Here is a 24,155-nt window from a genome sequence, read left to right on the forward strand (position 1 = left end):
CGAGGGCGCTCGAGGCCGAACAGGTCGTCGGTCACCGGCATCCCCTCCTGGTCCTGGCTCGTCGGCCGCAGCCGCCCGCCGCGCATAACTCCTGAGTGTTGACGTTATCACCGCCGCAGCGTTACCGTGTTTACGTGAACATGCAAGATTCTCCGGAGCTGTGCGCAAGCGAACCCGGCGCGACTGAAGGCCCCGCGACCGAACTCGGCGCCGGCGTCGTCAAGCGCGCCACAACGCTCGCCGACGGCCGCGACCTCATCTACTACGACGACCCGGGAACCACCCTCGGCCCCGAGCGCTCCGTTGATGCCCGCACGCTCGACCCTCGCCCCGGCACCGCCACCATGCGGCTGGACGTGCTGACCGGCGACTGGATCACGGTCGCCGCGAACCGGCAGAACCGGGTCATGATGCCCGGCGCCGACGCCGACCCGCTCGCCCCGCAGACCCCGGCGAACCCGTCGGAAGTGCCCTCCGTGTACGACGTCGCGGTGTTCGAGAATCGCTCCCCGGCGTTCGGCCCCGCACTCGCAGAGCCCCACGGCGCAGCCCCCGCCGCAGCCAATCCTCCGCGCGGCCTCGACGACCTCGCCGCCCTGGGCCTCGGCCGCAGCCGCACCGCCGTCGGCCGCTGCGAGGTCGTCTGCTTCAGTCCCGACCACGCAGGCTCGTTCGGCACGCAGTCGGTCACCCGCGCTCGCACGGTGATCGAGGCCTGGGCCGACCGCACCGCAGCCCTGTCGCGGCTGCCTGGCATCGAGCAGATCTTCCCGTTCGAGAACCGCGGCGAGGCGATCGGCGTCACCCTCCCCCACCCGCACGGACAGATCTACGCGTACCCCTACGTCACGCCGCGCACGACTCGCCTGCTGGAGAGCATCGACCGCACGGCACCCGAGTTGTTCCAGCACATCCTCGAACTCGAGCAGGGCTCGGAGCGCGTCGTGCTCCGCGGCGAGCACTGGACGGCGTTCGTGCCGTTCGCGGCCCGCTGGCCCCTCGAAGTGCATCTCATGCCGCACCGGCACGTGCCCGACTTCGCCGAGACCACCGCGGCCGAGCGCGACGAACTCGCCCCGCTCTACCTGAAGCTGCTCCGCGGCGTCGACGCGCTCTACGAGGCCCCCACTCCGTACATCGCCGCGTGGCACCAGGCGCCCGTCAACATCGGTCGCGACTCTGTCCGTCTGCACCTGCAGCTGACCAGCCCGCGACGCGCCGCCGACAAGCTGAAGTTCCTCGCCGGATCCGAGGCGGCCATGTGGGCATGGACCGCCGAAATCGCCCCGGAACAGGCTGCCGAGCGACTCCGTGAAGCCATCGCCCTGGTCGGCGAGGTCGCCTGATGACGACGCCGGATGCCGCGACCGCCCTGTTCCACGATCTCACCGGCCGCACGCCCGACGGCGTCTGGTCAGCACCGGGCCGTGTGAACCTCATCGGCGAGCACACTGACTACAACGACGGGTTCGTCCTGCCGTTCGCGATTCCCCACCGCACCTATGCCGCAGTCGGCATACGTGATGACAGGCGCATCCGCGTGGCGTCGACCTTCGCAGACGCGCCGGTCGAGTTCGCCCTGGACGAGCTCGCCCCGCTCTTCCCGACCGCGCCCGGCCGGGAGCCTGCCGCCCCCGAGTGGGCCGCCTACCCGCTCGGCGTCGCGTGGGCCCTCCAGCTCGCCGCGACAGGCTCCGGAGCCGAGCTCCGCGGCGTCGACATCGCCATCTCCTCCGACGTCCCGATCGGCGCCGGCCTCTCCTCCTCCGCCGCGATCGAGGGGGCGACGGCATCCGCACTGAACGACCTCTGGCGTACCGGCCTCGACCGCACGACACTCGCAGGCATCGGCCGGCGCGCCGAGAACGAGGCCGTCGGCGCCCCCACCGGCATCATGGACCAGATGGCGTCCATGCTCGGCGAGCCCGACGCGGCCCTGTTCCTCGACTGCCGCACTCTCGACGCGCACCCCGTGTCGCTCGGCATGGCCGGGCTCGCACTGCTCATCATCGACACCCGCGTCTCGCACGCGCACTCCACCGGCGGGTACCGCGAGCGACGAGCGTCGTGCGAGAAGGGCGCTGCCGTCATGGGCGTCCCCGCGCTGCGCGATGTCTCGGTCGACGACCTCCCCCGGGCTCGGGAACTCATGGACGACGTGACCTTCCGCCGCGTGCGCCACATCGTCACCGAGAACCAGCGGGTGCTCGACACCGTGCGCACGCTGCGGGAGAGCGGAGCGCGCGCGATCGGCGACCTGCTCGTCGCCTCGCACGCCTCGATGCGCGACGACTTCGAGATCTCGGTCCCCGAACTCGACACGGCGGTCGAATCGGCGCTGGATGCCGGGGCGCTCGGCGCCCGCATGACAGGCGGCGGGTTCGGCGGCGCCGCGATCGCCCTGGTCGAGGAGGGCGCCGTGCAGGCCGTGTCGGATGCCGTCACCGCCGCGTTCGCGGCATCCGGATTCGCGGCACCGCACATCTTCACCGTCACGCCCTCCGCCGGCGCCCACCGTGAGGCTTGAGCGCGGCCCGGTCACGCCCGTCTGTTTCTGCCGTTCGTGCGCCTCGGGCGTGCCAGACCGTGCGTTCGGCAGAAACAGGCGGCCCCTGAAAGAATGAGAGCCTCGAGGAGAGGAAGCACATGTCTTGGATCGTCACCGGCGGAGCCGGCTACATCGGATCGCACGTGGTGCGCGCACTGGCGGAGGCCGGGCTCGCCCCCGTCGTCCTGGATGACCTCTCCAGCGGCATCCCGTCGTTCGTGCCGGAAGGCGTGCCGTTCGTGCAGGGCAGCATCCTCGATCGCGAGCTCATCGAGCGCGCGCTGCGCGAGCACGACGCCGAGGGCGTCATCCACGTCGCCGGGTTCAAGTACGCCGGAGTCTCGGTCCAGCGCCCGCTGCACACCTACGCGCAGAACGTCGAGGGCACGCGCGTGATCCTCGAGGCGATGGATGCCGCGGGCGTGCACAACATCGTGTTCTCGTCGTCCGCCGCCGTCTTCGGCACCCCGGAAGAGTCGCTGGTCGTCGAGGACACCGCCAAGCGGCCCGCCAGCCCGTACGGCGAATCCAAGCTGATCGGCGAGTGGATGCTGCGCGACCAGGCGATCGCGACGGCCGAGTCCGAGCATCCGCTGCGCCACACGTCGCTGCGCTACTTCAACGTCGTCGGCTCGGCGGATCCGACCGTCTACGACGTCAGCCCGCACAACCTCTTCCCGATCGTTTTCGAGGCGCTGCTTGCCGGAAAGACGCCGCGCATCAACGGCGACGACTACGACACCCCGGACGGCACGAACGTGCGCGACTACGTGCACGTCGGCGACATCGCCGCGGCGCACGTCGAGGCCGCCAAGCGCCTCGCCTCCGGCGCGCCGATCGAGCCCGCTTACAACCTCGGCTCCGGCGACGGCCTGTCCGTGAAGCAGATCATGGACGCCATGGTGCGCGTCACCGGCGTCGATTTCACGCCCCAGATCGGACCGCGCCGTCCCGGCGACCCCGACCGCATCGTCGCCGCAGGGGACCTCGCCGCCCGCGACCTCGATTGGAAGATGCGCTACACGGTCGACGAGATGGTCCGCACTGGCTGGGAGGCCCGCCGCAACGCGAGCTGAAGCGTAGGCTTCGCTCGCGGATGTGGGCTTCGCGCGGAGGAGTTCAGTAGATTCGTGCGAACGAGGCGCACATCTTTGCGGCAGGCGCTCACGCACGATCGAGGGAGGCAGCAGGTGACCGAGTCCCCGATCGTCGCGACCGCTTCAGGTCCGGTCCGCGGGTTCTGGCGCGACCACGGCACACCCGACGCGTCAGCGGCGTTCCTCGGCATCCCGTTCGCGAAGCCGCCAGTCGGAAAGCTGCGCTTCGCGGCACCCATCGCGCCCGACCCGTGGACCGAGCCGCTGGATGCCACGAGTTACGGCGCCACGCCGCTGCGGATCACGGGCGTGGACAACCTCATCCCCGAGCCGGCGGTCCCCGGTAAGAGCACGCTGAACGTCAACGTGTTCACGCCCGCGCTCGACGGCGCACTCCCCGTGCTGGTCTGGATCCACGGCGGCGGTTACACCGAGGGATCGCCGGCGAGCCCCTGGTACGACGGCGCGCGCTTCAACCGCGACGGCGTCGTGACCGTCTCGATCTCGTACCGGCTCGGCTTCGACGGTTTCGGGTACATCGAAGGGGCACCGGCCAATCGCGGAGTGCGCGACTGGATCGCCGCCCTCGAGTGGGTGCAGCAGAACATCGCCGCGTTCGGCGGAGATCCGGCGCGCGTCACGGTCGGCGGGCAGTCCGCCGGCGGCGGCGCCGTGCTGACACTGCTCGGGATGCCGCAGGCGCAGCACCTGTTCCACCGGGCGATGTCGTTCTCGGGCGCCCTAGCGGATGTGCCGCTCGACGCAGCACGACGGCGGGGTGAGCGCATCGCCGAGCTCGGCGGCGTCACCGCGGACGTCGACGGATTCCGCAGCCTCACAGAACGCCGCATCCGCCAGCTGCAGCCGAAGGCCGCGACTCCGCGTAAGGGTGTCGGCATGGTTCTCGACCTGCTCAGCGACGGCCTGCCATGGGGCCCGATGGTGGACGGGGAACTCATCGCACGCCCGACCGTCGACGCGCTCGCCGACGGCACCGGCGCAGACAAGCCGCTGCTGCTCGGTGCGACGGACGACGAGTTCACCATGGTCGCCGAGCGCGAAGGAGGGAAGCTGCGCCGAGTTCCATCCGCGATCCTGCTCCTGCCGTTCCTGCGCGGCCGCTCGACTCGGCACGCATATCTCACCGCCAACGCCGCGCAGCGCAAGAAGGGCGGCGTCGCGATGGTCGGGCGTTTCATCAGCGATCACGTGTTCCGCGTGCTGATCCCGCGTGTCGCCGAGGCACGGAACGGAGCGGATGCCGAGACCTGGGCGTACCGGTTCTCGTGGGTGTCCCCCACGAAAGGCTGGGCCTGCCACTGCCTCGACGTGCCGTTCTGGTTCGACGGGCTCGACCGCGAGAAGGTCGCGAATCTCGCCGGCCCCCACCCGCCCCAGGGTTTGGCGGACGAGATGCACGCGGCCGCCGTGGCGATGATCACCGACGGCGAGCCCGGGTGGCCGGCGTGGTCTACCGCCCCTGGGATCGCCCGGGTGTTCGGGGGGACGGGGCCGGACGTCTCGGAGGATGCCTATGACAGCGTGCTCGCGCTGGTGTGAGCAGGCTCGCTCAGCCGAGCCGCTCGACGATCTCCGCGACGAGCACCTCCGGCGTCCGATCGACGGTCACCTCGAGCCCTGCCTCATCAGTCTCGAGATCCTCGAGCGTGATCAGCTGCGAGTCGAGCAGTGACGCCGGCATGAAGTGATCCGTCCGCGCCTCCGCGCGCGAGAGCAGCAGCTCCCGCGACCCGGTCAGGTGCACGAACACGACGTCGGGCGCCGCCGCACGGATGCGGTCACGGTACACCCGCCGCAGTGCGCTGCACGCCATGACGAGTCCGGTCTCCGCCGCGGCGAAGCGACCGCCGACCGTGTCGAGCCACGGCCATCGATCGTCATCGGTCAGCGGGGTGCCGGCGTTCATCTTCGTCCGGTTCACATCGGAGTGCAGACTGTCGGCATCCAGGAAGGGTACGCCCAGCGTCTCGGCGAGCGCGATGCCGACGGTGGACTTGCCCGCCGCCGACACCCCCATGACGCAGATCAGCGGGGCGTGATCGCTCACCAGTCGTGAACCGTTCCGTCAGTGAGGCGGTTGTACGGCAGGTACGCCTGCTCGTACGGGTACTTGCCGGCCTCGTCGACGTCGAGCGTGACACCGAGCCCGGGCTGATCGCCGGGATGCAGCAGCCCGTTCTCCCAGGTGAAGGACTGCTGGAACACCTGGTCCGTCTTCTCGGAGTGCTGCATGTACTCCTGGATTCCGAAGTTGTGGATGCTGAGACCCAGGTGCATCGCGGCCGCCATGCCGACCGGCGAGATGTCGGTCGGTCCGTGCATGCCCGACTTGATCTGGTACTGCGCCGCGTAGTCGAGGGTCTTCTTCAACGGAGAGATGCCGCCCATGTGCGTGACCGCGCCGCGGACGTAGTCGATGAGCTGCTCGCGGATGAGGTCCTTGAAGTCCCACACCGTGTTGAAGATCTCGCCGATCGCGAGAGGGGTGGTGGTGTGCTGGCGCACCAGGCGCAGCGCCTCCTGGTTCTCGGCCGGGGTGCAGTCCTCGAGCCAGAACAGGTCGTAGGGCTCGAGCGCCTTGCCGAGTTTGGCCGCCTGGATCGGCGTCATGCGGTGATGGCCGTCGTGCAGCAGCGGGATCTCGGGACCGAACTCGTTGCGCACCGCCTCGAAGACACCGGGAAGATGCCGCATGTACGAGCGGGTGTCCCAGTCCTCCTCGACCGGCTTGGCGCCGCGGCGGGCCGGCTCGTGGTCGTAGCGCGCCTCGCCGCCGCCGGCGTCCGCCGCCTGCGATGCGATGCCGTAGATGGCCTTCAGTCCGGGCACGCCGGTCTGAATGCGGATGGCCTTGTACCCCTGGTCGAGGTGCGAGCGCACCGAGTCGAACAGTTCGGGCAGCTCCTTGCCGGAGGCGTGGCCATAGGCCATCAGCCCCGTACGCGATGCGCCCCCGAGCAGCTGGTACACCGGCATGCCGGCTGCCTTGCCCTTGATGTCCCACAGCGCCATGTCGACGGCGGCGATCGCGGCCATCGTGACCGGGCCGCGGCGCCAGTACGCCGAGCGGTACAGGAACTGCCAGGTGTCCTCGATCCGGTGCGCGTCCCGGCCGATCAGCAGCGGGACCACGTGGTCCTTCAGATAGCTCACCACGGCGAGTTCGCGACCGTTCAGCGTCGCATCTCCGATGCCGACGTGTCCCTCGTCCGTCGTCAGCCGCAGCGTCACGAAGTTCCGCCCCGGGCTGGTGACGATGACTTCAGCCTTGTCGATGATCATGATTCCTCCAGTGATGTCAGTTCTGAGTGAAGTCGGCGGCGGCGAGGGTGACCGCGTCCACGATATCCGGGTCGGTGAGCCGTTCGTCGATCAGCGCGAGAAGCGCCCCGACGGCGCCCTCACCCTGGCCGGTGGCATCCGCGACGGCCCGGCCGTTGCTGTCCTCCGGGAGCACGCCGGCTAGCGCGCGCGAGACCCACGCTCCCAGCACGCGGATGCCGGCGGCTCCGTCGCGACCGGCGGAGCGCTCGGCCAGCAGCACGTCGAGGATGCGCATGCGCAGTTTCGTCGTCCCGTCCTTGCCGATCTGCGCGAGCAGATGCTGGATGCGCGCGTTGTCGAAGCGCTCCAGGAGAGCGGCGCGGTAGTCGTCGATGCCGAGGTGCGGCGCGGTGAGGTGACGCGCGGCCTCGTCCCACAGCTCGTTCACCCAGCCGCGGATCTGCGGGTCGCCGATCGCCTGCGCGACGGTCTCGTGACCACGGGCGGCGCCGGCATAGGCGAGGAACGAGTGCGAGCCGTTCAGCAGCCACAGCTTCCGGCACTCGAACGGGTCGATGTCGTCGACGAAGCGTGCGCCGGCGTTCTCCCACGCGGGACGCCCGGCGGGGAACTCGCCGCTGATCACCCAGTCGCGGAACGGCTCTGTGACGACGGGGCCGGCATCCTCGAAGCCGGTCCGTTCGCGCACCAGCGCGATCTCGGCCTCGGTCGTCTTCGGGGTGATCCGGTCGATCGACGTCGACGGGAAGGCGACCTGCTCGTTCAGATACGCGAGGGTGTCGGATGCTCCGGCCAGCTGTGCGAGCGAGGTCATGGCCGTGCGCGTGAGCTCGCCGTTGCCGGGCAGGTTGTCGCAGGACACGACGGCGATCGGCCCTGCATCCGCGCGGCGGCGCGCCTCGAGTCCGGTGAGCAGACGGGCGAGCGCGGTCTGCGGTGCGGTCCTGAGGTCGATCTCCTCGGCGCGCAGGTGCGTACGCAGCCACTCGATATCGGATGCCACGGCATCCTGGCTCGTGTCGGGGCGGCCGGCGGCATCCACGGCGTATCCGGCCTCCGTGATCGTCAGCGTGACGAGCGCCGTCTCGGGGGAGGCCAGGGTCTCGGCGAGGATGTCCACCCGCGATCCGTCGACGGCGTCGACGATCGCGTCGATGATGGCGATGCTGTCGCCGTCGCCGGAGCGCTCGATCAGCGAGTACAGGCCGTCCTGCCCTGCGAGTTCCTCGGCTGCGGTGGCGCTGCGGCCGGTGAAGGCTCGGATGCCCCACTCGTTCGCCTCGTCGACGGCATCCGTGTACCAGGCCTGGTGCGCGCGGTGGAAGGCGCCGAGTCCGAGGTGCACGATGCGCACGGGCGCGCGATCGAACGAGCGGCCCTCGCGCTCGGCCGCCGAGGCGCGATCGAGGGCGGTGGTGACGACGGCGCTCACAGTTTGAAGGCCTTCTTCGGCACGGTGGTCACGAGATCGACGGCGATGCGCTCGGCCTGCGCACGCGAGACTCGCCCCTCGCCGACGAGGCGGGCGAGGAACGCCGAGTCGAGGCGACGGGCCATGTCGTGCCGCGCCGGGATCGACAGGAACGCGCGCGTGTCGTCGATGAAACCGGAGCCGCGGTAGAAGCCGGCGGTCTCGGTGACGGCGGAGCGGAAGCGCAGCACGGCATCCGGAGCATCCAGGAACCACCACGGAACGCCGATGAACACGCTCGGGTAGAAGCCGGCGAGCGGGGCGATCTCGCGCGAGTAGACCGTCTCGTCGACGGTGAACAGCACGATCTGCAGGCCCTTTTCGAGCCCGTGCTTCTCCAGCAGCGGGCGCAGATTCTGCGTGTACGTCGTGGTGAACGGGATGTCGTGCCCGGTGTCGGGACCGAACCTGTCGAACGTCGCGGTGGAGTGGTTGCGGTGCACGCCGGGGTGGATCGTCATGACCAGCCCGTCGCGCGCGCTCATGCCCGCCATGCGCAGCAGCATGTTTCCGCGGAACTCGCGAGCGCCGGCAGCATCCAGGTCTCCCGCGACAGCACGGCGGTAGAGCGATGCGGCCTCGTCGTCGCTGAGATCGACCGTGTACGGCTCGACCACGCCGTGGTCGGCTGAGACGGCACCGTGCGCGATGAAATGGGCGCGGCGTGCCTCGAGCGCGGTGAGATAACCCCGGAAGTCGTCGATCGGCGTGCCGTTCGCTGCTGTCAGCCGCTGCACATTGCCCACGAACGAGGCCGCGGCGGGGTCGAGATAGGCGTCGGGGCGGAACGTCGGCAGCACCCGTCCGCGGAAGGAGTCGTCGGCGGCGAGCTCGGCGTGCACGGCCAGGTCGTCCATCGGGTCGTCCGTGGTCGCCAGCACGTCGATGCGGAACTGATCGAACAGGGCGCGAGGCCGGTACGCGGGCTCGGCGAGCCGAGCGGCGATCGCGTCGTAGACCGCGTCGGCCGTCTCGGCGGAGGGCTCGACATCGATCCCGAACAGCGTGACGAGCTCGTGTGCGAGCCAGTAACCGGATGCCGTGCCGGCGAACACGTGCCAGTTCTCGGCGAACGCGCGCCACACCGCGCGCGGGTCGGCGCCGGTGGTGCGCCCCGCGCCGACGGTGGCGAGATCGACGCCGGCGGCGTGCAGCAGCCGCGTGACGTAGTGGTCCTTGGTGATGAACAGTTCGGCCGGATCCGAGAACGGGATGTCATCGCGCAGCATCGCCGGGTCGACGTGCCCGTGCGGAGAGATGATCGGCAGCTCCGCCACCGAGGCGTAGAGGTCGCGTGCGATCGCCCTGCTGGCAGGATCCACAGGCAGGAGGCGGTCGTCGTCGAGTTCAAGCGGCGCTGGCATTCCTCCATAATTCAGAGGGCGCCAAATCGTGTCAACCGGTTGCCATATGTGGCCGTGGATTGCGCTCATTCGGTGTCGAGGTGGACGGCGACGCGATCGAACCCTGCACCGCGCACGGCGCGCAGGACCTCGGCGCGCAACGGCTCGCCCGTGATCGCGGAGATCTCGTCATGCGGAGCCTCCAGGCAGGCCAGTCCCCCGTAGGCGTGCACCTGCACGTGACCGAGGCCCAGTCGACGCAGCTCCTCCTCGGCCAGTTCGGTCTCAGCGAGCATGTCGTCGTCGTTCACGCGTGTCCTCATCGTCGATGCGCGCTGCGCAAGGTGGTTCCCCTCCATTCAGAGGCGCTGGCAACAAAGCCGCAATCGGTTGCCATCAGTTGCACGGCTGACCTATCATCACGGCATGCCAGAGGAGTCCGCACCACCGTCACCGCGCAAGGAGCGACCGACGATCTACGACGTCGCCGCCGCCGCCGGAGTCGCGCCGTCCACGGTGTCCCGCGCGTTCTCCAGGCCCGGCCGTGTCAACGCGGAGACCGCCGAGCGCATCCGGCAGGTCGCGGCGCAGATGGGGTATCGGACGAACCCGCTGGCGCGCGCTCTTCCCACCGGCAAGACCTCGCTGCTCGCGATCATCGTCGCCGACGTCACCAACCCGTTCTTCTTCGAACTGCTGCGCGGCGCAGAGGACACCGCCACCAAAGCCGGGTACACCCTGCTGGTCGCCGACGTGCAGGAGTCCGTCGAGGCCGAGCGGCAGGCGCTGGACCGAGTACTGCCGATGGTGGAGGGCGTCATGCTCGCGACCTCACGCATGTCGGACTCCTCGATCCGGGTCGCGGCCAAGCAGCGCCCCACCGTCGTGCTGAACCGCTCCATGAGCGACATCGCCAGTGTCGCCACCGACAACGCCCGCGGCATGCGGCGCGCCGTGGAGCACCTCGGCGCGCTGGGTCACACCGGCATCACGTACATCGCCGGCCCCGATGCCTCCTGGGCGAACGGCGTGCGCTGGCAGGCGCTGCGCGAGGCATGCCACGAGCTGGGCCTCCGCGCCCGCCGGATCGGGCCGTTCTCCCCCACCCAGGCCGGCGGCCTCTCGGCGGCCGGCGAGCTGACGGCGACGCCGAGCACGGCGGTCGTCGCCTACAACGATCTGCTGGCGATCGGTCTCATGCGCGGGCTTCAGAGTCTCGGCGTCCGCATCCCGGAGGACGTCTCGGTCGTGGGATTCGACAACATCTTCGGCGCGGACTTCTGCACCCCGCAGCTGACGACGGTGGCGGCGCCCCTACGGCAACTCGGTGCCGTCGCGGTGCAGACGCTGCTCGACGACCTGGGTGGCAAGCTGCGCATTCCACGCAGCTCTCCCGGCGGTCCGCTGAAGACCGCACTGCTCCCCGCGCGGCTTGTCACGCGGGCGTCCACGGGGCCGGCGAACCCTATGAACGACTGGCCGAACGGCGGCAGACCGGCGTTCACCGATGACGCCGCGTACTGACGCCTGCCGACACGACGCGCGGCGGCAAAGCATGGCAACTGGTTGCCGTCGCATCGATTCGGATGGATGAATGTATGACGGACGGGTCGTAGTCGACCGATGTCCCACCCCCACACAGCATTCAAAGGAGAACCTCATGCGGAGCAAGACCCGGGTCGCCTTCCTCGCGACCACTGCGATCGCAGCACTCACCCTGGCCGGATGCTCCGGCACCGGCGGCGACGCAGAAGGCGGCGACGGTGGCAGCACCTCGACGACCGTCATGAAGCTCGCACTCAACCAGCCCGAGACGCACCCCTCGTTCATCGCCCTCGAGGCGTTCGGCGAGCAGCTCAATGAGGCCACCGACGGGCGTTGGGACGTCGAGGTGCACCCGAACAGCACCCTCGGCAACCAGGACGAGTACTTGCAGTCCGTCAGCCAGGGCGTCATCGACCTCGCCGTGGTCTCTGCTCCGCAGCTCGAGAACGTCAACGAGGACTTCGTGCTCTTCAGCCTCCCGAAGGTCTTCGACGACATCGACCACCAGATGTCGGTCCTCTCCGACCAGGAGATCGTCGGCGATCTGTACTCGTCGCTCGAAGAGAGCAACAACATCACCGTCGTCGGCGGGCTCACCCAGGGCGAGCGCAGCATCTACCTGAAGGACGGCGTCGCCGAGACGCCAGCCGACCTCAAGGGCAAGAAGATCCGCGTGCAGGAGAGCCCGGTCTTCATGGCGATGATCGAGGCCCTCGGCGCATCGCCGACGCCGCTGCCCTTCGGCGACGTCTACAGCGGCCTGCAGTCCGGCGTCGTCGACGGCGCCGAGAACAACGAGATCTCGTACTTCAGCAACAAGCACCACGAGGTCGCGCCGTACCTCTCGTACACCCGCCACCTGGTCGGCGCCGACTTCGTGATCATCAACAGCGACACGCTCGCCGAGATGACCGATGAGGACCGCGCCGCGTTCGACGAGGCCTGGACCGCCGCCTGGGAGCAGCACACCGACCTGTGGAAGACCGACACCGAGAAGGCCGTCGCCGACGCTGAGGCCGCCGGAGCGGAGTTCGCGGAGGTCGACGCCGACGCGTTCGCCGAGGCCCTGGAGCCACTGCTGGATGAGTTCCTCACCACTGACTCTCAGAAGGCCACTTACGAAGCGATCCGGGGCGCTGCAGAGTAGAACCTGACGCACCGGGGGGCGCGGGACGGTCGGCCGACCGTCCCGCGCCCCCCCGGGCTCAGGCTCACGCGACGACGACGTGCGAATACGGCGACGGCATCCGATTGCCCCGCTGGAACGGAGGACACCGTGACCACGAACACACCCGATGACGCCGGGCAGGGCGACCCGCCCGCCGGCGCCACCCGATGGCCTGGCCTGATGGCCGCGCTGGGCGCCGCTCGCAAGGGCGTCGACCGATTTCTCGGCTGGCTCTGCATCATCGTCTTCGTCGGGCTGGTCGCCATCGTGGCGTGGCAGGTCTTCACGCGTGAGGTGCTGAACGACACCGCGGCGTGGACGCAGGAGGCCGCGCAGTACAGCTTCGTCATCCTGGCAATGGTCGCCGCCGCGTACGTGTTCTCCGAGCGCGGGCACATCGCCGTCGAGATCCTCATCGAGAAGCTGCCGCTGCGCTCGCGCCGTGCCGCGGCGATCGTGATCGAGCTGATCGTCGCGTTCTTCATCCTCTCGGTCTTCATCGTCGGTGGGCTGGCGGTGGCCGAGAACTCCTGGCAGCAGCAGCTCTCGTCGCTCCCGCTGTCGATCGGACAGGTCTACCTGGTCATGCCGATCGCAGGTGTCCTGATCCTCTTCTACTCGATCGTCCAGATCATCGGCCTCCTCGCCGGCGTCGAGGAGCCCACTCCCGACACCAACGACATCAGCGAGGCGATCTGACATGGACACCATCACCCTCATCGCATCGATCGTCCTGATCGGCGGCATCGCCCTCGGCATCGCCGTCGGCCTGCCCGTCGCCATCGCCATGGGCCTGCCCTCCGCGATCGCGATCTTCATCCTCCTGGGCGACTGGGAAGGCGCCACCTTCACCTCTGCGCAGAAGATCTTCCAGGGCAGCAACTCGTTCAGCCTGCTCGCGATACCGTTCTTCATACTCGCCGGCGGACTCATGAACACCGGCGGCATCGCCGCGCGGCTCATCGACCTCGCCCAGGTCGTCGCAGGCCGGCTGCCGGCGTCGCTCGCCCAGACCACCGTCGTCGCGAACACCATGTTCGGTGCCGTCTCCGGCGCCTCGGTCGCCTCGGCTGCGGCGATCGGAACCGTCATGACCCCGCGCATGAACCGCGAGAAGTACGACCCCGCGTTCTCCGCCGCGGTCAACGCCGCCTCCTCTCCCGCCGGGATGCTGATTCCGCCGAGCAACACGTTCATCGTGTACTCGCTCGTCTCGAGCACCTCGATCGGCGCACTGTTCATGGCCGGCGTCGGACCGGGACTCATCTGGGCTCTGGTCTGCATCGTCGTCGTCGCCCTCTACGCCCGCAAGCACCCCGAGCTGCGGATGCCGAAGGGCACAGTCCGCCCGACTTTCGGTCAGACGATGATCGTGTTGCTCAAGGCACTGCCGGCACTGCTGATGATCTTCGTCGTCATCGGCGGCATCCTCAGCGGCATCTTCACGGCGACCGAGTCGGCCGTCATCGCCGTGCTCTACTGCTTCGTCCTGGGGCTCCTGCAGCGGACGCTCCCGATCCGCGAGCTGCCGAAGATCGTCCTCGAGGCCTCGAAGGTCACGGGCATCATCATGCTGCTGATCGGCGTCTCCGGCATCCTGGGCTACGTCCTCGCCTTCGCCCGCATCCCGCAGCTGGTCACCGAGGGGCTGCTCGGCTTCACCGACAACGTCGTGGTCGTGCTGCTCATCATCATGATCGTGCTGCTGCTGGCCGGAACGGTGATGGACCCGACCCCCGCGATCCTGATCTTCACGCCGATCTTCCTGCCGGTCGTGACGGCGCTCGGCGTCAGCCCTATCCACTTCGGCGCGATGATGGTGTTCAACATGTGCCTCGGCAACATCTCGCCGCCGATCGGCAACAACCTGTTCGTGGCGTCGCGCGTCGCCAACGTGCGTCTGGAGAAGGTCATCGCCCGCCTGTGGCCCTTCTTCTGGGCACTCGTGGTCGGCCTGTTCATCGTCGCGTTCGTCCCGGCGATCTCGATGTGGCTGCCCGAGACCCTGGGGCTCATCCGCTGATCGCACGGAGACCGAGCGGGGCTGTGAGCGCATCGTGCGCGCACAGCCCCGCTGCCGTCCGCCCTAGCCGACCAGCGTGATCTCGTTGGGCGTCTCCGGGAGATCGGCCTCTGCGACCTTCTCCCCGGTGACGGCATCGATCGCGACGATGGAGCGGTTCGCGGCATCCGTGACGTAGACGATGTCACCGTCGACGGCGATCGCCGGGTGCGGCTGCTGCCACTCGCTCGGACCCTCCCACGGCTCGATCGCGTCGTAGGACGCCGTGATCTCGCCTGTCGCCGGATCGATCACGTGCAGCTTGCCGTCCGAGCCGATCATCGCGGCGTCGCCGCTCTCGGTGCGCGTCACACCCCGGAAGGTGTAGCTCACGCCCTCAGGCAGGTCGACCTTCTCCAGGGTCTTGGCGGCAGTGTCGACCAGCGCGATCTGGGTCAGCAAGTAGCCCTCCGCGTCCGGATCGTCCTTGTAGTCCATGACGACGAGCGGACTGCTCTCCGACACGTAGGCGTTGCCGATGCGCCCGTACTCATCAGGCGAGGTCAGCTTGGTGATCTCACCGTCGTGGAAGACGAGTGCGCCGTTCTCGCAACCGAACACGACGGCCTCGTCCTGCGCGGTACCTTCGCCGTGGACGCCGGGGCACTCCGCGCTGGCCGCCAGCTCCGTGCCATCGGCGTCAACGGCGCGGATGCCGGTGCGACCACTCGCGTCGCCGACGGTCGTGACGAACGTGCCGTCCTCCAGCAGCACGGAAACGCCGTGGTGCGCCTCGACGCCCTCGATCACCCGCGCCTCCGGAAGCGCCCCGTCGATGTCCGCCAGCGCCGTTGTGTCGAAGATCGTGGTGTCGCTGGTCGCGTCGTCGTAGAGCACGGTCTTCCCGCCGTGCCCGACCACGTGTCCCGCCGCTGCGGCATCCACGACCAGATCGGTCAGCTCGGGCTCGCGCACGTCGAGCAGCTGGAAGCCCTCCGACGTGGTGACGAAAGCGTGGCGGCCGTCTCCTGCGGAGTTGAGCCGGACGAAGTCCTCCGACGGGAGGTCGCCGATCACCTCGAGCGTTTCGCCGTCGACGACGAGCACGCCTCCGGCGTACGCCACGGCGATGCGGGGCCCGTCGGTCACGGCATCCGCGCCCGTGGACGTCGATCCCGGCGACTGCGCTGCCGGCTGGGCTGCGCACCCGGCCAGCAGCAGCGCGGCCACCCCGGCTCCGGCCGCGAAGCGCGCGGTTCGGTTCAGCTGTGTCATTCTCTTCCTTTCGTTGTGCCCTCTCGGGCGGATCATGGGCTCAGGCCCTGGACGATGCGCTCGGTGTTGACGCGCATCATGTCGAGGTAGGTGTCCCCGGGCTCGCCGGTCGGTGCGAGCGACTCGGTGATGAGCTCCACCACGGCGACGTCCCGGTCGGCCTCGTCCGCGAGCACCTGCACGAGCCGGTCGGGCTGTGAGGACTCCGCGAAGATCGTGCGGACGCCCGCGGTGTCGATCGCGGTCACGAGCTCCTGCAGGTCGGCGGCGCTGGGCGCGGCGAGCGTGGTTCCGCCGGGGATGGCCGCACCGAGGAGGGTCACGTCGTACCGTCGCGCGAGGTAGCCGAAGACGTGGTGATTCGTCACGAGGGCGCGGTGCTCGGCGGGGATCGCGCCCAGCGAGCCCGCCATCTCCTCATCGAGCGCGAGGAGCGACGCGCGGTAGTCATCGGCGGCGGTGAGGACTTCGGCTCCCGCGTCACCGGCGAGCTCTCCGAGCAGCGGCGCGATCGCGTCGACGACGAGGAGCATCTGCCCGGGGTCGGTCCAGAAGTGCGGGTCGGGACCTGCGCCCTCGGCGTACTCGAGCACGTCGATGTGATCTCCCGCCTCCAGGACGGGGATGCCGTCGTCGGCCGCCGCCTCGACGTGGTGGGCGAGGCCCTCCTCCAGCCCCAGCCCGTTGGCGACGATGAGATCGGCATCACGGAGGCCCGCGGCCTGCTGGGCGGAGAGCTCGTACGAGTGCGGGTCGGCTCCCGGTGCCATCAGCGTGACGACCTCGAGCCGATCACCGGCGATCTCGGACACGACGTCGCCGAGGATGTTCGTGGTCACGTACACGCTCGGCCGCTCATCGGCGGACGCCGCGCATCCGGCGAGCGCGCCGACGGCGATGAGGGCGGCGAGCAGGCTCGCGGCTGCGCGCCTCATCGGCCGGTCCCCGCGAGGTGCAGCGGTGCGGCGCCGGTCTCGAAGGTGCGCGAGATGCGCGCCCCGTCCGCCGGGTCGATCTCCCACATGGTCTGCTCGGCGGGACCGTTCAGATAGGCACGGTTCTGATCGACGACGAAGGTCACGCCAGCTGCGAGGCCGGGATCGTCGAGGGATGCCGCGACGAGTGGCTCAGTGCGGGCGGTGATCTCGCCGTCGGACAGGATGAGCACAGCGCCGTCCGCCGTGAGGGCGAGTACGCGTGAGGCGTCGTCGTCGACGGCCGCCACCTGCACGAGCTCCTCGCCGATGTCATGCAGCGACCACGTCCGCTCGCGAGTGTCAAGCAGCCAGAATCCCGTGTCGCCGGCGAGCGCGGCGACCGTCGGCCTGCTCTTGCGGGCGGCGAATGACATCGCCCGCTGGTGCGCCTGCGCGGCTGCATCCGCCGGATAGGCGATGCGCTCCCACTCACCGGGGTCACCACCGACGGAGAGGACCGCTCCGTCGGCGCAGCCGACGACGGTGCCGACGACAGTGATGATCGTGCCCGCCGCCGCAGCGCAGGCGACGGACTCCCCCGTCGTGCCGTCGGCCGCGATCATCCGCAGCGCCTGCACGGCTCCGGTCGCATCCGGCTCCGTGACGGCGGCGCCCTGCGTCAGCGGGACGACGAGCCCGTCATGCGCATCGACGGGGATGCGGAAGCTCTCCACGATCTCCCCGTCGGCGAGGGCGGGCGTCTCGATCAGGACGGCTTCGCCCTCGAACAGCATCCCGACGCCGACCTCGCCGGGGACGACCGCCGCGCTGCCCGGTCCGGTGATCTCTCCGATGACCTTCGCGGGCGCCTCGTAGTAGTGGAAGTGATCGATGTGGCTCCAGGTCCAGACGCCGCTGTCGATCACGGTGACGGACCCTTCCCGGATGCCGAACAGGTACCTGCCGTCGGAGACGAGGTCGTCGATCGGCTCGATCCCGGCGAGGACCGACTGCCCCTCATCGAGCAGATCGAGGTGGTGCACCGTGCCCTCGGCGTCGATGGTCGTGAGGTGCAGGGCGGGTTCGGCGAGCTCGTGCGCTCCGGCGATCTCGCCGTGGCCGTCGCCGGTGTCCGAACTCGGCGACCCGGCGTTCCCGGGCGCTGCGGAGCAGGCAGTGAGGGCAAGAATCAGGATGCCGCAGACGGCGGCGAGGCGGGATCTCATGAGTTCCTTTCGGCGCGGACGCGGAGGCGCCCAGGGGTGAGCGGGGACAGGATGCGATGCGCGAGCGCCGACACGACGGCGGAGAGGATCGCGACGAAGGCGATCGTGGCGCCGGCGGCCGTGCCGGCATGCCAGGAGATGAGCAGTCCGAGCACGACGGCGGCGGTGCCGATCAGGCCGGCGAGCGCCATCGTTGACGGGATCCGGGTCGCCCAGCGCCCTGCCGCGACAGCGGGTCCCAGCAGCATCCCGACCACGAGCAGTGACCCGACCGCCTGGTATGCCGCGACGATCGCGAGCGTGATGAGGCCGACCAGGAGCACGTGTGCGGCGCGCGGGCGCAGGCCGAGCAGCTGCGCCTGCCGAGGATCGACCGTGATCGCGACGAAGGAGCGGTGCCCGCCGGCCGCCACGATGATCGTGATCACGGCGACGACACCCAGCATCACGACGTCGGCCGCAGACGCCGCGAGGATGTCGCCGAACAGGATGGCGGTGGCGTCGGTCGCGAAGCTCCGGGAGGCGGAGATGATGATGACGCCGAGGGCGAGGCTGGCGACGAAGAGCAGGCCGATGCTGGTGTCCGCGGACAGGCGCCCGCGGCGCTGCAGCATCCCGATTCCTACGGACATGCCCGCCGCGCTGACCGCGGCGCCGAGGACCGGCGGGACTCCGAGCAGGGTCGCGAAGGCGATCCCCGGCAGCATCCCATGCGCCATCGCCTCACCGAGGAAGGCCATCCCGCGCAGCACCACCCAGGTGCCGACAACACCGCAGATGACGGCGACGAGCGCGCCAGTGACAAGGGCGCGCTGCACGAAAGAGGCGGCGAAGGGATCCAGCAGGAACGACACAATCAGCGACTGTAGCAGTTATTGAGAATGATTTTCATTTGCAATAATGGAGTCGTGTCCCCTGCATCCGCTCTCCTGCCGACCACGCTCGTGCTCTCGCTGCGCGACATCGACGTGACCCGCGACGGGCATCCGGCGTTGCGTGGCGTCGACGCCCGGGCGCACGCCGGACGCCTGCTGGTCGTCGTCGGTCCGAACGGCTCGGGGAAGTCGACGCTGCTCTCGGTGGCGGCCGGGCTCCTGTCCGCCGACCGCGGAGTCGTCGAGATGCGGCCGCACACGCACATCACCCTCCTCCCGCAGTCCACGGCGCTCGCCCCGCACCTGCCGCTGACAGTCGCCGACGTCGTCGCGATGGGCACCTGGGCACGCCTCGGCGCGTGGCGCCCGTCCCGCAGGGCCGACCGCGATGCGGTGACCGAGGCCATCGCTGCTGTCGAGCTCACGGAACTGGCCCGACGTCCTGTCGGGACGCTCTCCGGCGGGCAGCGTCAGCGCGCCCTTCTGGCGCAGGTGCTCGTGCAGCGCGCGGACCTCGTGCTTCTCGACGAGCCCATGGCGGGTCTCGACGCGCGCTCGCGCGCGATCATCGCCGCGTCGATCGCGCGCCTCACGCAGGCGGGTGCCGCCGTGATCGCGGTCACCCACGACCCCGCCGAGTTCGCCTCGATCGACGACGTGCTCGAGCTGCACGACGGAAGGGTGCGCGCCTGAGCGCTGCGGTCAGCGCGTCGTGATCAGGGCGCCGTGGTCACGGGGTCGTTACCACGGCGTGCGGCATCCGCGCCTGCATGATCCGGATCGCTTCGGGGTTGTCGTCGACGAGCACGGCGTCGCGGCCGAGCGTCGATGCCACCGCCCCGGCCGTGCCGCTGCCGGCGAACAGGTCGAGCACGCGATCGCCGGGGCGACTGGACGCCTGCACGACGCGGCGGAGGATCCCCTCGGGCTTCTGCGTCGGATAGCCGGTCTTCTCCCGGCCGGTGGTCGGCACGATCGTGTGCCACCAGACGTCGGTGGGGAGCTTCCCGCGGGCGGCCTTCTCTGCGGTGACGAGGCCCGGCGCCATGTAGGGCTCGCGGTCGATGTCGTCGGCGTTGAAGACGTGCCCGCCGGGAGTCTTCACGTAGACGAGGATCGTGTCGTGCTTGGTCGGCCAGCGGCGACGCGACTTGGCGCCGTAGTCGTAGGCCCAGATGAGCTCGTTGAGGAAGCAGTCGCGGCCGAAGACCGCGTCGAGCATGACCTTGGCGTAGTGCGCCTCGCGGTAGTCGAGGTGCAGGTACAGGGTGCCGTCGTCGGCGAGCAGCCGCCACGCCTCCTCCAGCCGCGGGATCAGGAACGCGCCGTAGTCGTCGAACCGGTCGTCGTAGGCGCGCAGCATGCCGCGCACCCGTTCGTACTCGTGCCCGTGGAACCCGTGCCGGATCTCCCCCGCCGGCGGGTCCTCGCCGGACGTGCGCCGGGCGGTGACGACCTGCCGTTCCTGCGCCCGCCCCGTGTTGAAGGGCGGGTCCAGATACACGAGCGTGAAGGATGCCGACGGCAGCGACTGCGCGACGGCGAGGTTGTCGCCCTGGATGATCTGGACGTTGCCCGGTTCGGCGATCACGGCACGCGGTGCAGCCACGCGTCGGTGGAGAACTTCGACTCCACGAGCGCCTCGGCGTCGGCGTACTCTTCCGGCGTGATCGTGCCGTCCTCGGCATCCGTCAGCGAGCGGAAGGTCGTCTTGAAGCTCTCGATGATCTCTGCGCGGCTGAGCCCGGTCTGCGTGCGGAGCGGGTCGACGCGCTTGGCGGCCGACGTCGTGCCCTTGTCGCTGAGCTTCTCGCGGCCGATGCGGAGCACCTCGGTCATCACCTGTCCGTCGATGTCGTACGAGATCGTCGCGTGATGCAGCACGCCGCCGTTCGCGAGGCGCTTCTGCGCGGCCCCGCCGATCTTGCCGGACGGGCTCGCGATGTCGTTGAGCGGCTGATAGGTCGCGTCGATCCCGAGCGAGCGAAGCGCCTGGAGCACCCAGTCGTCGAGGAACGCGTACGAATCGGCGAACGTCAGGCCCTGCACGAGGGATGCCGGCACGTACAGCGAATACGTGACGATCTGCCCCGCGGCCATTAGCATCGCCCCGCCCCCGGAGATGCGGCGGACGACGTCGAAGCCATGGCGCTCGGCACCCTCTGGGTCGACCTCGTTGCGGTATGACTGGAACGAGCCGATGACGACCGCGGACTCCTCCCACTCCCAGATCCGCAGGGTCGGGCGTCGACGCCCCTCACCCACACGGGAGGTGAGCACCTCGTCGAGGGCGAGGTTCATCCGCGGCGAGACGGCCTTCTCGTGCACGATCTCCCAGTCGAAATCGCGCCAGCCCGGCGCCGTCACGAGCGCGCGGCGCACGGCGGTGCCGACCGACTCCGGCGTGAATCCGAGAAGCTGCGCTCCGGTGGGAAGGGCAGCACGCACCGCATCGGCGATGACCGTGGCATCGGACTCGGCGGGCAGCCCGTTGACGGCGGCGTCGATGTCTTCCAGCGCCGAGTCCGGTTCGAGGAAGAAGTCTCCGGCGAGACGGAAGTCCGTCAGTCTGCCGTCCGCGACCTCGACATCGACGACGACGAGCTTTCCACCGGGAACCTTGTACTCACCATGCACGAGTCCAGCTTAACGACCCGGATGCTCAGCGGGCCGGGATGTGCTTGTCGAGCCAGGCGAGCAGGTCGGCGCGGACCTCCTGCTGCTGCCGTTCGTTGAAGATCTCGTGGCGGGCGTCGGGGTAGACGAGCGTGGTGACGTCGTTGAACCCCGACCGACTGCGGTACTCGTCTGCGAGCTTGTGCACGCTGTGCGGGCCTCCGACCGGGTCATCGCGTCCCACCAGCAGCAGCATGGGGATGTCGCGGCCGAGATCCTTGGCAGGCCTGCCGTACAGCTTCAGCGCCTCGATAGGCCCGAACAGCTTCAGCAGCGGCACGTTCGTGGTGAGCGGATCCTCGTCGAACTCCTTCCACACCTTCTCGTCCCGGCTGAGCCATTCGTAGCCGGTGGCGTCCTTGCCCTCCCAGCGCGCGTTGAGCGGCGCGGCGTTCAGGTCGCGGATGGTGCGCAGCGCCGAGCCGGAGAGGACGACGGCGTCCCACGCCTCTGGATGCTCGTTCACGAGCATCTGCGCGAGGAACGAGCCCCACGAGTGTCCGAGCAGCACGAGCGGAAGGTCAGGATGCTCCGAACGGATGATCCCGGTCAACTGCCACACGGCGTCCTTGGCTGCGCGCAGGCCACCCTTGCCCAGCCGACCGAGCCGTGCCGGACCCCCGTGCTGACGGATGCCGGTACGACCGTGCCCGCGATGATCGTCGGCGTACACGATGAACCCGGCCGACGTGAGATCGGCGATCAGCTTGGCGTACCGGCCGGCGTGCTCGCCGACCCCGTGGAGCAGCTGCACGACACCCCGCGGCGCACCCTGCGCGTCGTGGACGTCGTAGACGATCGCGACGCCGAACGCGTCGGTGAACTCCGAGGTCTGGGACATGTGTTGCAGTCTACGATCCGGTGCGCGTTCTCCGCCCCGCACTGAGAAAACTTAGTTAGACTATCTAAGTAATGACTGAACCGGACGATCTCCTCCACGCCACCGCCACCGACCTGCGCCTGTCCACGTTCCGCCTCGCCCGCCGGCTCCGCCGCGAGCGCGCGGGCGACAATGTCAGCGACGCGCACTTCGCCGTGCTGGCGAATCTGAAGATGCACGGACGGCTCGCCATCGGCGAGCTCGCGCAGCGCGAGAGGGTGAGCGCTCCGACGATGTCGAACACCGTGGATGCGCTCGCGGAGGGCGGTCTGGTCGTGCGGGTGCCCTCCGAAGACGACCGTCGCCGCGTCTACATCGAGATCACGGACTCCGGCACCGAGATCGTCAGCGCTACCGTGCAGAAGCGCGACGCCGCCCTCGCGGACGCCATCGCCGAGCTCGACTTCACCGACGAGCAGCTGCGCACGCTTCGAGAAGCCGCGGCCCTGATGCGGAGGGTGGCAGAGCGATGATGGCGATGTTCCGCTCCTTCTCGACGTTCAACTACCGCATCTGGTTCCTCGGCGCCCTGGTCTCCAACATCGGCGGCTGGATGCAGGCCACCGCGCAGGACTGGGTGGTCCTCACCGAGCTGACCGACAACGACGCGTCCGCGATGGGCATCACCATGGCGCTGCAGTTCGGCCCTCCCCTGGTGCTCGTGAGCATGACCGGCTGGGTCGCCGACCGCTTCGACAGGCGCAAGATCCTCCTGATGACGCAGACCGTGCTGATGGCGCTCGCGATCGTCGTCGCCGTCCTGCTGCTCACCGGCGTCATGACACTGCCGCTGATGTTCTGCTTCGCGCTCATGTTCGGCATCACGAACGCCTTCGACGCCCCGGCCCGGCAGGCGTTCGTCTCCGACATGGTGTCGCTCGAGGATGCCTCGAACGCGGTTGCCCTGAACTCGGCATCATTCAACATGGCGCGCTTGATCGGCCCGGCGGTCGGCGGGCTGCTCATCGTCGCCGTCGGCACCGGCTGGGTGTTCGTGATCAACGCGGCCACGTTCCTCGCGATGCTGATCGCCCTCGTGCTGATCCGCCGCGGCGAGCTGCTCCCCCGCGTCAAGAGCAGCGGGCGCAGCGGCCTCGCCGAGGGATTCCGGTACGTCTGGGCACGCAGCGACCTCAAGGTCGTGTTCGTGATGGTGTTCCTCATCGGCGCGTTCGGGATGAACTTCCCGATCTACGCCTCGACCATGGCGCTGGAGTTCGGGCGCGAGGCCGACGGCTACGGAGTGCTCAGCTCGGTGCTCGCGATCGGGTCGCTCGCCGGAGCGCTGCTCGCTGCTCGGCGCGATCGGGCGCGGGTGCGCGTTCTGATCGTCGCGGCCGGCGGCTTCGGGCTGGCGTCCCTCGTCTCCTCGTGGATGCCGACCTACTGGAGCTACGCGACCGTGCTGATCTTCGTGGGCTTCTCGACCGTGACCATGCTGACCACGGCGAACGGCTATGTGCAGACCACGACCGATCCGGTGCTGCGCGGCCGCGTGCTCGCGCTCTACATGGCTGTCGTGATGGGCTCGACGCCGATCGGCGCCCCGATCGCCGGGTGGATCACGGATGTCGCGGGTCCTCGCGCCTCGATCCTGGTCGGCGGCATCGCAGGACTGGCCGCCATGGCCGTCGGTCTCGCGTGGATCATCGGCTCGGGCCGTCTGCGGCGCCTCGAGAACACCCGTTTCCGGCTCACGCTGGACGAGACCATGCCGATCTCGGTGACGCGGGTCGACCCGGTCGCGTTCAGCGATGAGGTCGCCGCCGCCACGACCCCGATCCGCATCGAACGCGCCGATTAGCACTGCCGCTCGGCTCTCGATC

The 24,155-nt window shown here is 69.4% G+C and carries 23 protein-coding genes; 11 read left to right on the forward strand and 12 right to left on the reverse strand.

Features of this window, described 5'->3' with window-relative positions:
• Nucleotides 1–140 precede the first annotated feature (140 nt).
• From galT to IM776_RS13520, 4 genes are all read left to right on the forward strand, one after another.
• Nucleotides 141–1,346, forward strand: a complete 1,206-nt coding sequence (gene galT, locus IM776_RS13505) for a galactose-1-phosphate uridylyltransferase (protein WP_194422659.1) — start codon at nt 141–143, stop codon at nt 1,344–1,346.
• Entirely contained in the window at nt 1,346–2,527 is a 1,182-nt protein-coding gene (galK, locus tag IM776_RS13510; RefSeq protein WP_194420594.1) for a galactokinase, read from the forward strand. The genes galT and galK overlap by 1 nt, the downstream gene beginning before the upstream one ends.
• A gap of 119 nt (nt 2,528–2,646) precedes the next feature.
• Nucleotides 2,647–3,624, forward strand: a complete 978-nt coding sequence (galE, locus tag IM776_RS13515) for a UDP-glucose 4-epimerase GalE (protein WP_194420595.1) — start codon at nt 2,647–2,649, stop codon at nt 3,622–3,624.
• A 114-nt stretch (nt 3,625–3,738) separates the two neighbouring features.
• A complete protein-coding gene (locus IM776_RS13520) occupies nt 3,739–5,205 on the forward strand; it encodes a carboxylesterase/lipase family protein (RefSeq protein ID WP_228479769.1) in 1,467 nt (488 codons plus the stop codon).
• Between the two features lie 10 nt (nt 5,206–5,215).
• On the opposite strand, the gene IM776_RS13525 is transcribed toward IM776_RS13520, so the two are convergent.
• The 5 genes from IM776_RS13525 to IM776_RS13545 form a co-directional block, all read right to left on the reverse strand.
• A complete protein-coding gene (locus tag IM776_RS13525; protein ID WP_228479770.1) occupies nt 5,216–5,713 on the reverse strand; it encodes a gluconokinase in 498 nt (165 codons plus the stop codon).
• Nucleotides 5,710–6,948 carry a D-mannonate dehydratase ManD gene (gene manD, locus IM776_RS13530; protein ID WP_194420597.1) on the reverse strand — a complete coding sequence of 413 codons (1,239 nt, stop codon included), beginning with the start codon at nt 6,946–6,948 and terminating at the stop codon, nt 5,710–5,712. Before manD ends, IM776_RS13525 begins: the two co-directional genes overlap by 4 nt.
• Before the next feature lie 16 nt (nt 6,949–6,964).
• Nucleotides 6,965–8,383 (reverse strand): mannitol dehydrogenase family protein, encoded by a 1,419-nt coding sequence (locus IM776_RS13535; protein ID WP_194420598.1) that lies wholly within the window; start codon nt 8,381–8,383, stop codon nt 6,965–6,967.
• Nucleotides 8,380–9,786 carry a glucuronate isomerase gene (uxaC, locus tag IM776_RS13540; protein WP_194420599.1) on the reverse strand — a complete coding sequence of 469 codons (1,407 nt, stop codon included), beginning with the start codon at nt 9,784–9,786 and terminating at the stop codon, nt 8,380–8,382. Before uxaC ends, IM776_RS13535 begins: the two co-directional genes overlap by 4 nt.
• A 65-nt stretch (nt 9,787–9,851) precedes the next feature.
• Nucleotides 9,852–10,076, reverse strand: a complete 225-nt coding sequence (locus IM776_RS13545) for a hypothetical protein (RefSeq protein ID WP_194420600.1) — start codon at nt 10,074–10,076, stop codon at nt 9,852–9,854.
• 115 nt (nt 10,077–10,191) lie between these two features.
• Between IM776_RS13545 and IM776_RS13550 the strand changes: the two genes are divergently transcribed.
• The 4 genes from IM776_RS13550 (at nt 10,192) to IM776_RS13565 (ending at nt 14,501) form a co-directional block, all read left to right on the forward strand.
• Nucleotides 10,192–11,289, forward strand: coding sequence for a LacI family DNA-binding transcriptional regulator (locus IM776_RS13550; protein ID WP_194420601.1), 1,098 nt, complete (start codon nt 10,192–10,194; stop codon nt 11,287–11,289).
• Nucleotides 11,290–11,425: 136 nt separating this feature from the next.
• Nucleotides 11,426–12,457 (forward strand): TRAP transporter substrate-binding protein, encoded by a 1,032-nt coding sequence (locus IM776_RS13555; protein ID WP_194420602.1) that lies wholly within the window; start codon nt 11,426–11,428, stop codon nt 12,455–12,457.
• A gap of 129 nt (nt 12,458–12,586) precedes the next feature.
• Entirely contained in the window at nt 12,587–13,177 is a 591-nt protein-coding gene (locus IM776_RS13560; protein WP_194420603.1) for a TRAP transporter small permease, read from the forward strand.
• A 1-nt stretch (nt 13,178) separates the two neighbouring features.
• A complete protein-coding gene (locus IM776_RS13565) occupies nt 13,179–14,501 on the forward strand; it encodes a TRAP transporter large permease (protein WP_194420604.1) in 1,323 nt (440 codons plus the stop codon).
• 63 nt (nt 14,502–14,564) lie between these two features.
• Here IM776_RS13565 and aztD read toward each other — a convergent pair whose 3' ends face one another.
• Genes aztD through aztB form a run of 4 tightly spaced genes read right to left on the reverse strand, consistent with a single transcriptional unit; the run spans nt 14,565 to nt 18,752 of the window.
• Nucleotides 14,565–15,755, reverse strand: a complete 1,191-nt coding sequence (aztD, locus tag IM776_RS13570) for a zinc metallochaperone AztD (protein ID WP_194420605.1) — start codon at nt 15,753–15,755, stop codon at nt 14,565–14,567.
• Between the two features lie 32 nt (nt 15,756–15,787).
• Nucleotides 15,788–16,690 carry a metal ABC transporter substrate-binding protein gene (locus IM776_RS13575; protein ID WP_194420606.1) on the reverse strand — a complete coding sequence of 301 codons (903 nt, stop codon included), beginning with the start codon at nt 16,688–16,690 and terminating at the stop codon, nt 15,788–15,790.
• Nucleotides 16,687–17,898: a hypothetical protein gene (locus IM776_RS13580; protein WP_194420607.1), complete on the reverse strand. Its 1,212-nt coding sequence runs from the start codon at nt 17,896–17,898 to the stop codon at nt 16,687–16,689. The genes IM776_RS13575 and IM776_RS13580 overlap by 4 nt, the downstream gene beginning before the upstream one ends.
• Entirely contained in the window at nt 17,895–18,752 is an 858-nt protein-coding gene (gene aztB / locus IM776_RS13585) for a zinc ABC transporter permease AztB (RefSeq protein ID WP_194420608.1), read from the reverse strand. The genes IM776_RS13580 and aztB overlap by 4 nt, the downstream gene beginning before the upstream one ends.
• 54 nt (nt 18,753–18,806) lie before the next feature.
• Between aztB and aztA the strand changes: the two genes are divergently transcribed.
• On the forward strand, nt 18,807–19,466 hold the full coding sequence (gene aztA / locus IM776_RS13590) for a zinc ABC transporter ATP-binding protein AztA (RefSeq protein ID WP_194420609.1): 660 nt from the start codon (nt 18,807–18,809) through the stop codon (nt 19,464–19,466).
• Between the two features lie 37 nt (nt 19,467–19,503).
• Here aztA and IM776_RS13595 read toward each other — a convergent pair whose 3' ends face one another.
• Genes IM776_RS13595 through IM776_RS13605 form a run of 3 tightly spaced genes read right to left on the reverse strand, consistent with a single transcriptional unit; the run spans nt 19,504 to nt 22,290 of the window.
• Nucleotides 19,504–20,382: a DNA-methyltransferase gene (locus tag IM776_RS13595; RefSeq protein ID WP_228479771.1), complete on the reverse strand. Its 879-nt coding sequence runs from the start codon at nt 20,380–20,382 to the stop codon at nt 19,504–19,506.
• Complete coding sequence (locus tag IM776_RS13600) at nt 20,361–21,410, reverse strand: lipoate-protein ligase LplAB (protein ID WP_194420610.1); 1,050 nt, start codon at nt 21,408–21,410, stop codon at nt 20,361–20,363. Before IM776_RS13600 ends, IM776_RS13595 begins: the two co-directional genes overlap by 22 nt.
• Before the next feature lie 25 nt (nt 21,411–21,435).
• Nucleotides 21,436–22,290, reverse strand: coding sequence for an alpha/beta fold hydrolase (locus IM776_RS13605; protein ID WP_194420611.1), 855 nt, complete (start codon nt 22,288–22,290; stop codon nt 21,436–21,438).
• Between the two features lie 71 nt (nt 22,291–22,361).
• Here IM776_RS13605 and IM776_RS13610 point away from each other — a divergent pair, with 71 nt between their 5' ends.
• On the forward strand, nt 22,362–22,802 hold the full coding sequence (locus tag IM776_RS13610; RefSeq protein ID WP_194420612.1) for a MarR family transcriptional regulator: 441 nt from the start codon (nt 22,362–22,364) through the stop codon (nt 22,800–22,802).
• A gap of 5 nt (nt 22,803–22,807) precedes the next feature.
• Nucleotides 22,808–24,133, forward strand: a complete 1,326-nt coding sequence (locus IM776_RS13615; protein WP_194420613.1) for an MFS transporter — start codon at nt 22,808–22,810, stop codon at nt 24,131–24,133.
• Nucleotides 24,134–24,155: the final 22 nt, after the last annotated feature.

The organism is Microbacterium abyssi (assembly GCF_015277895.1).
GTDB lineage: Bacteria > Actinomycetota > Actinomycetes > Actinomycetales > Microbacteriaceae > Microbacterium > Microbacterium abyssi.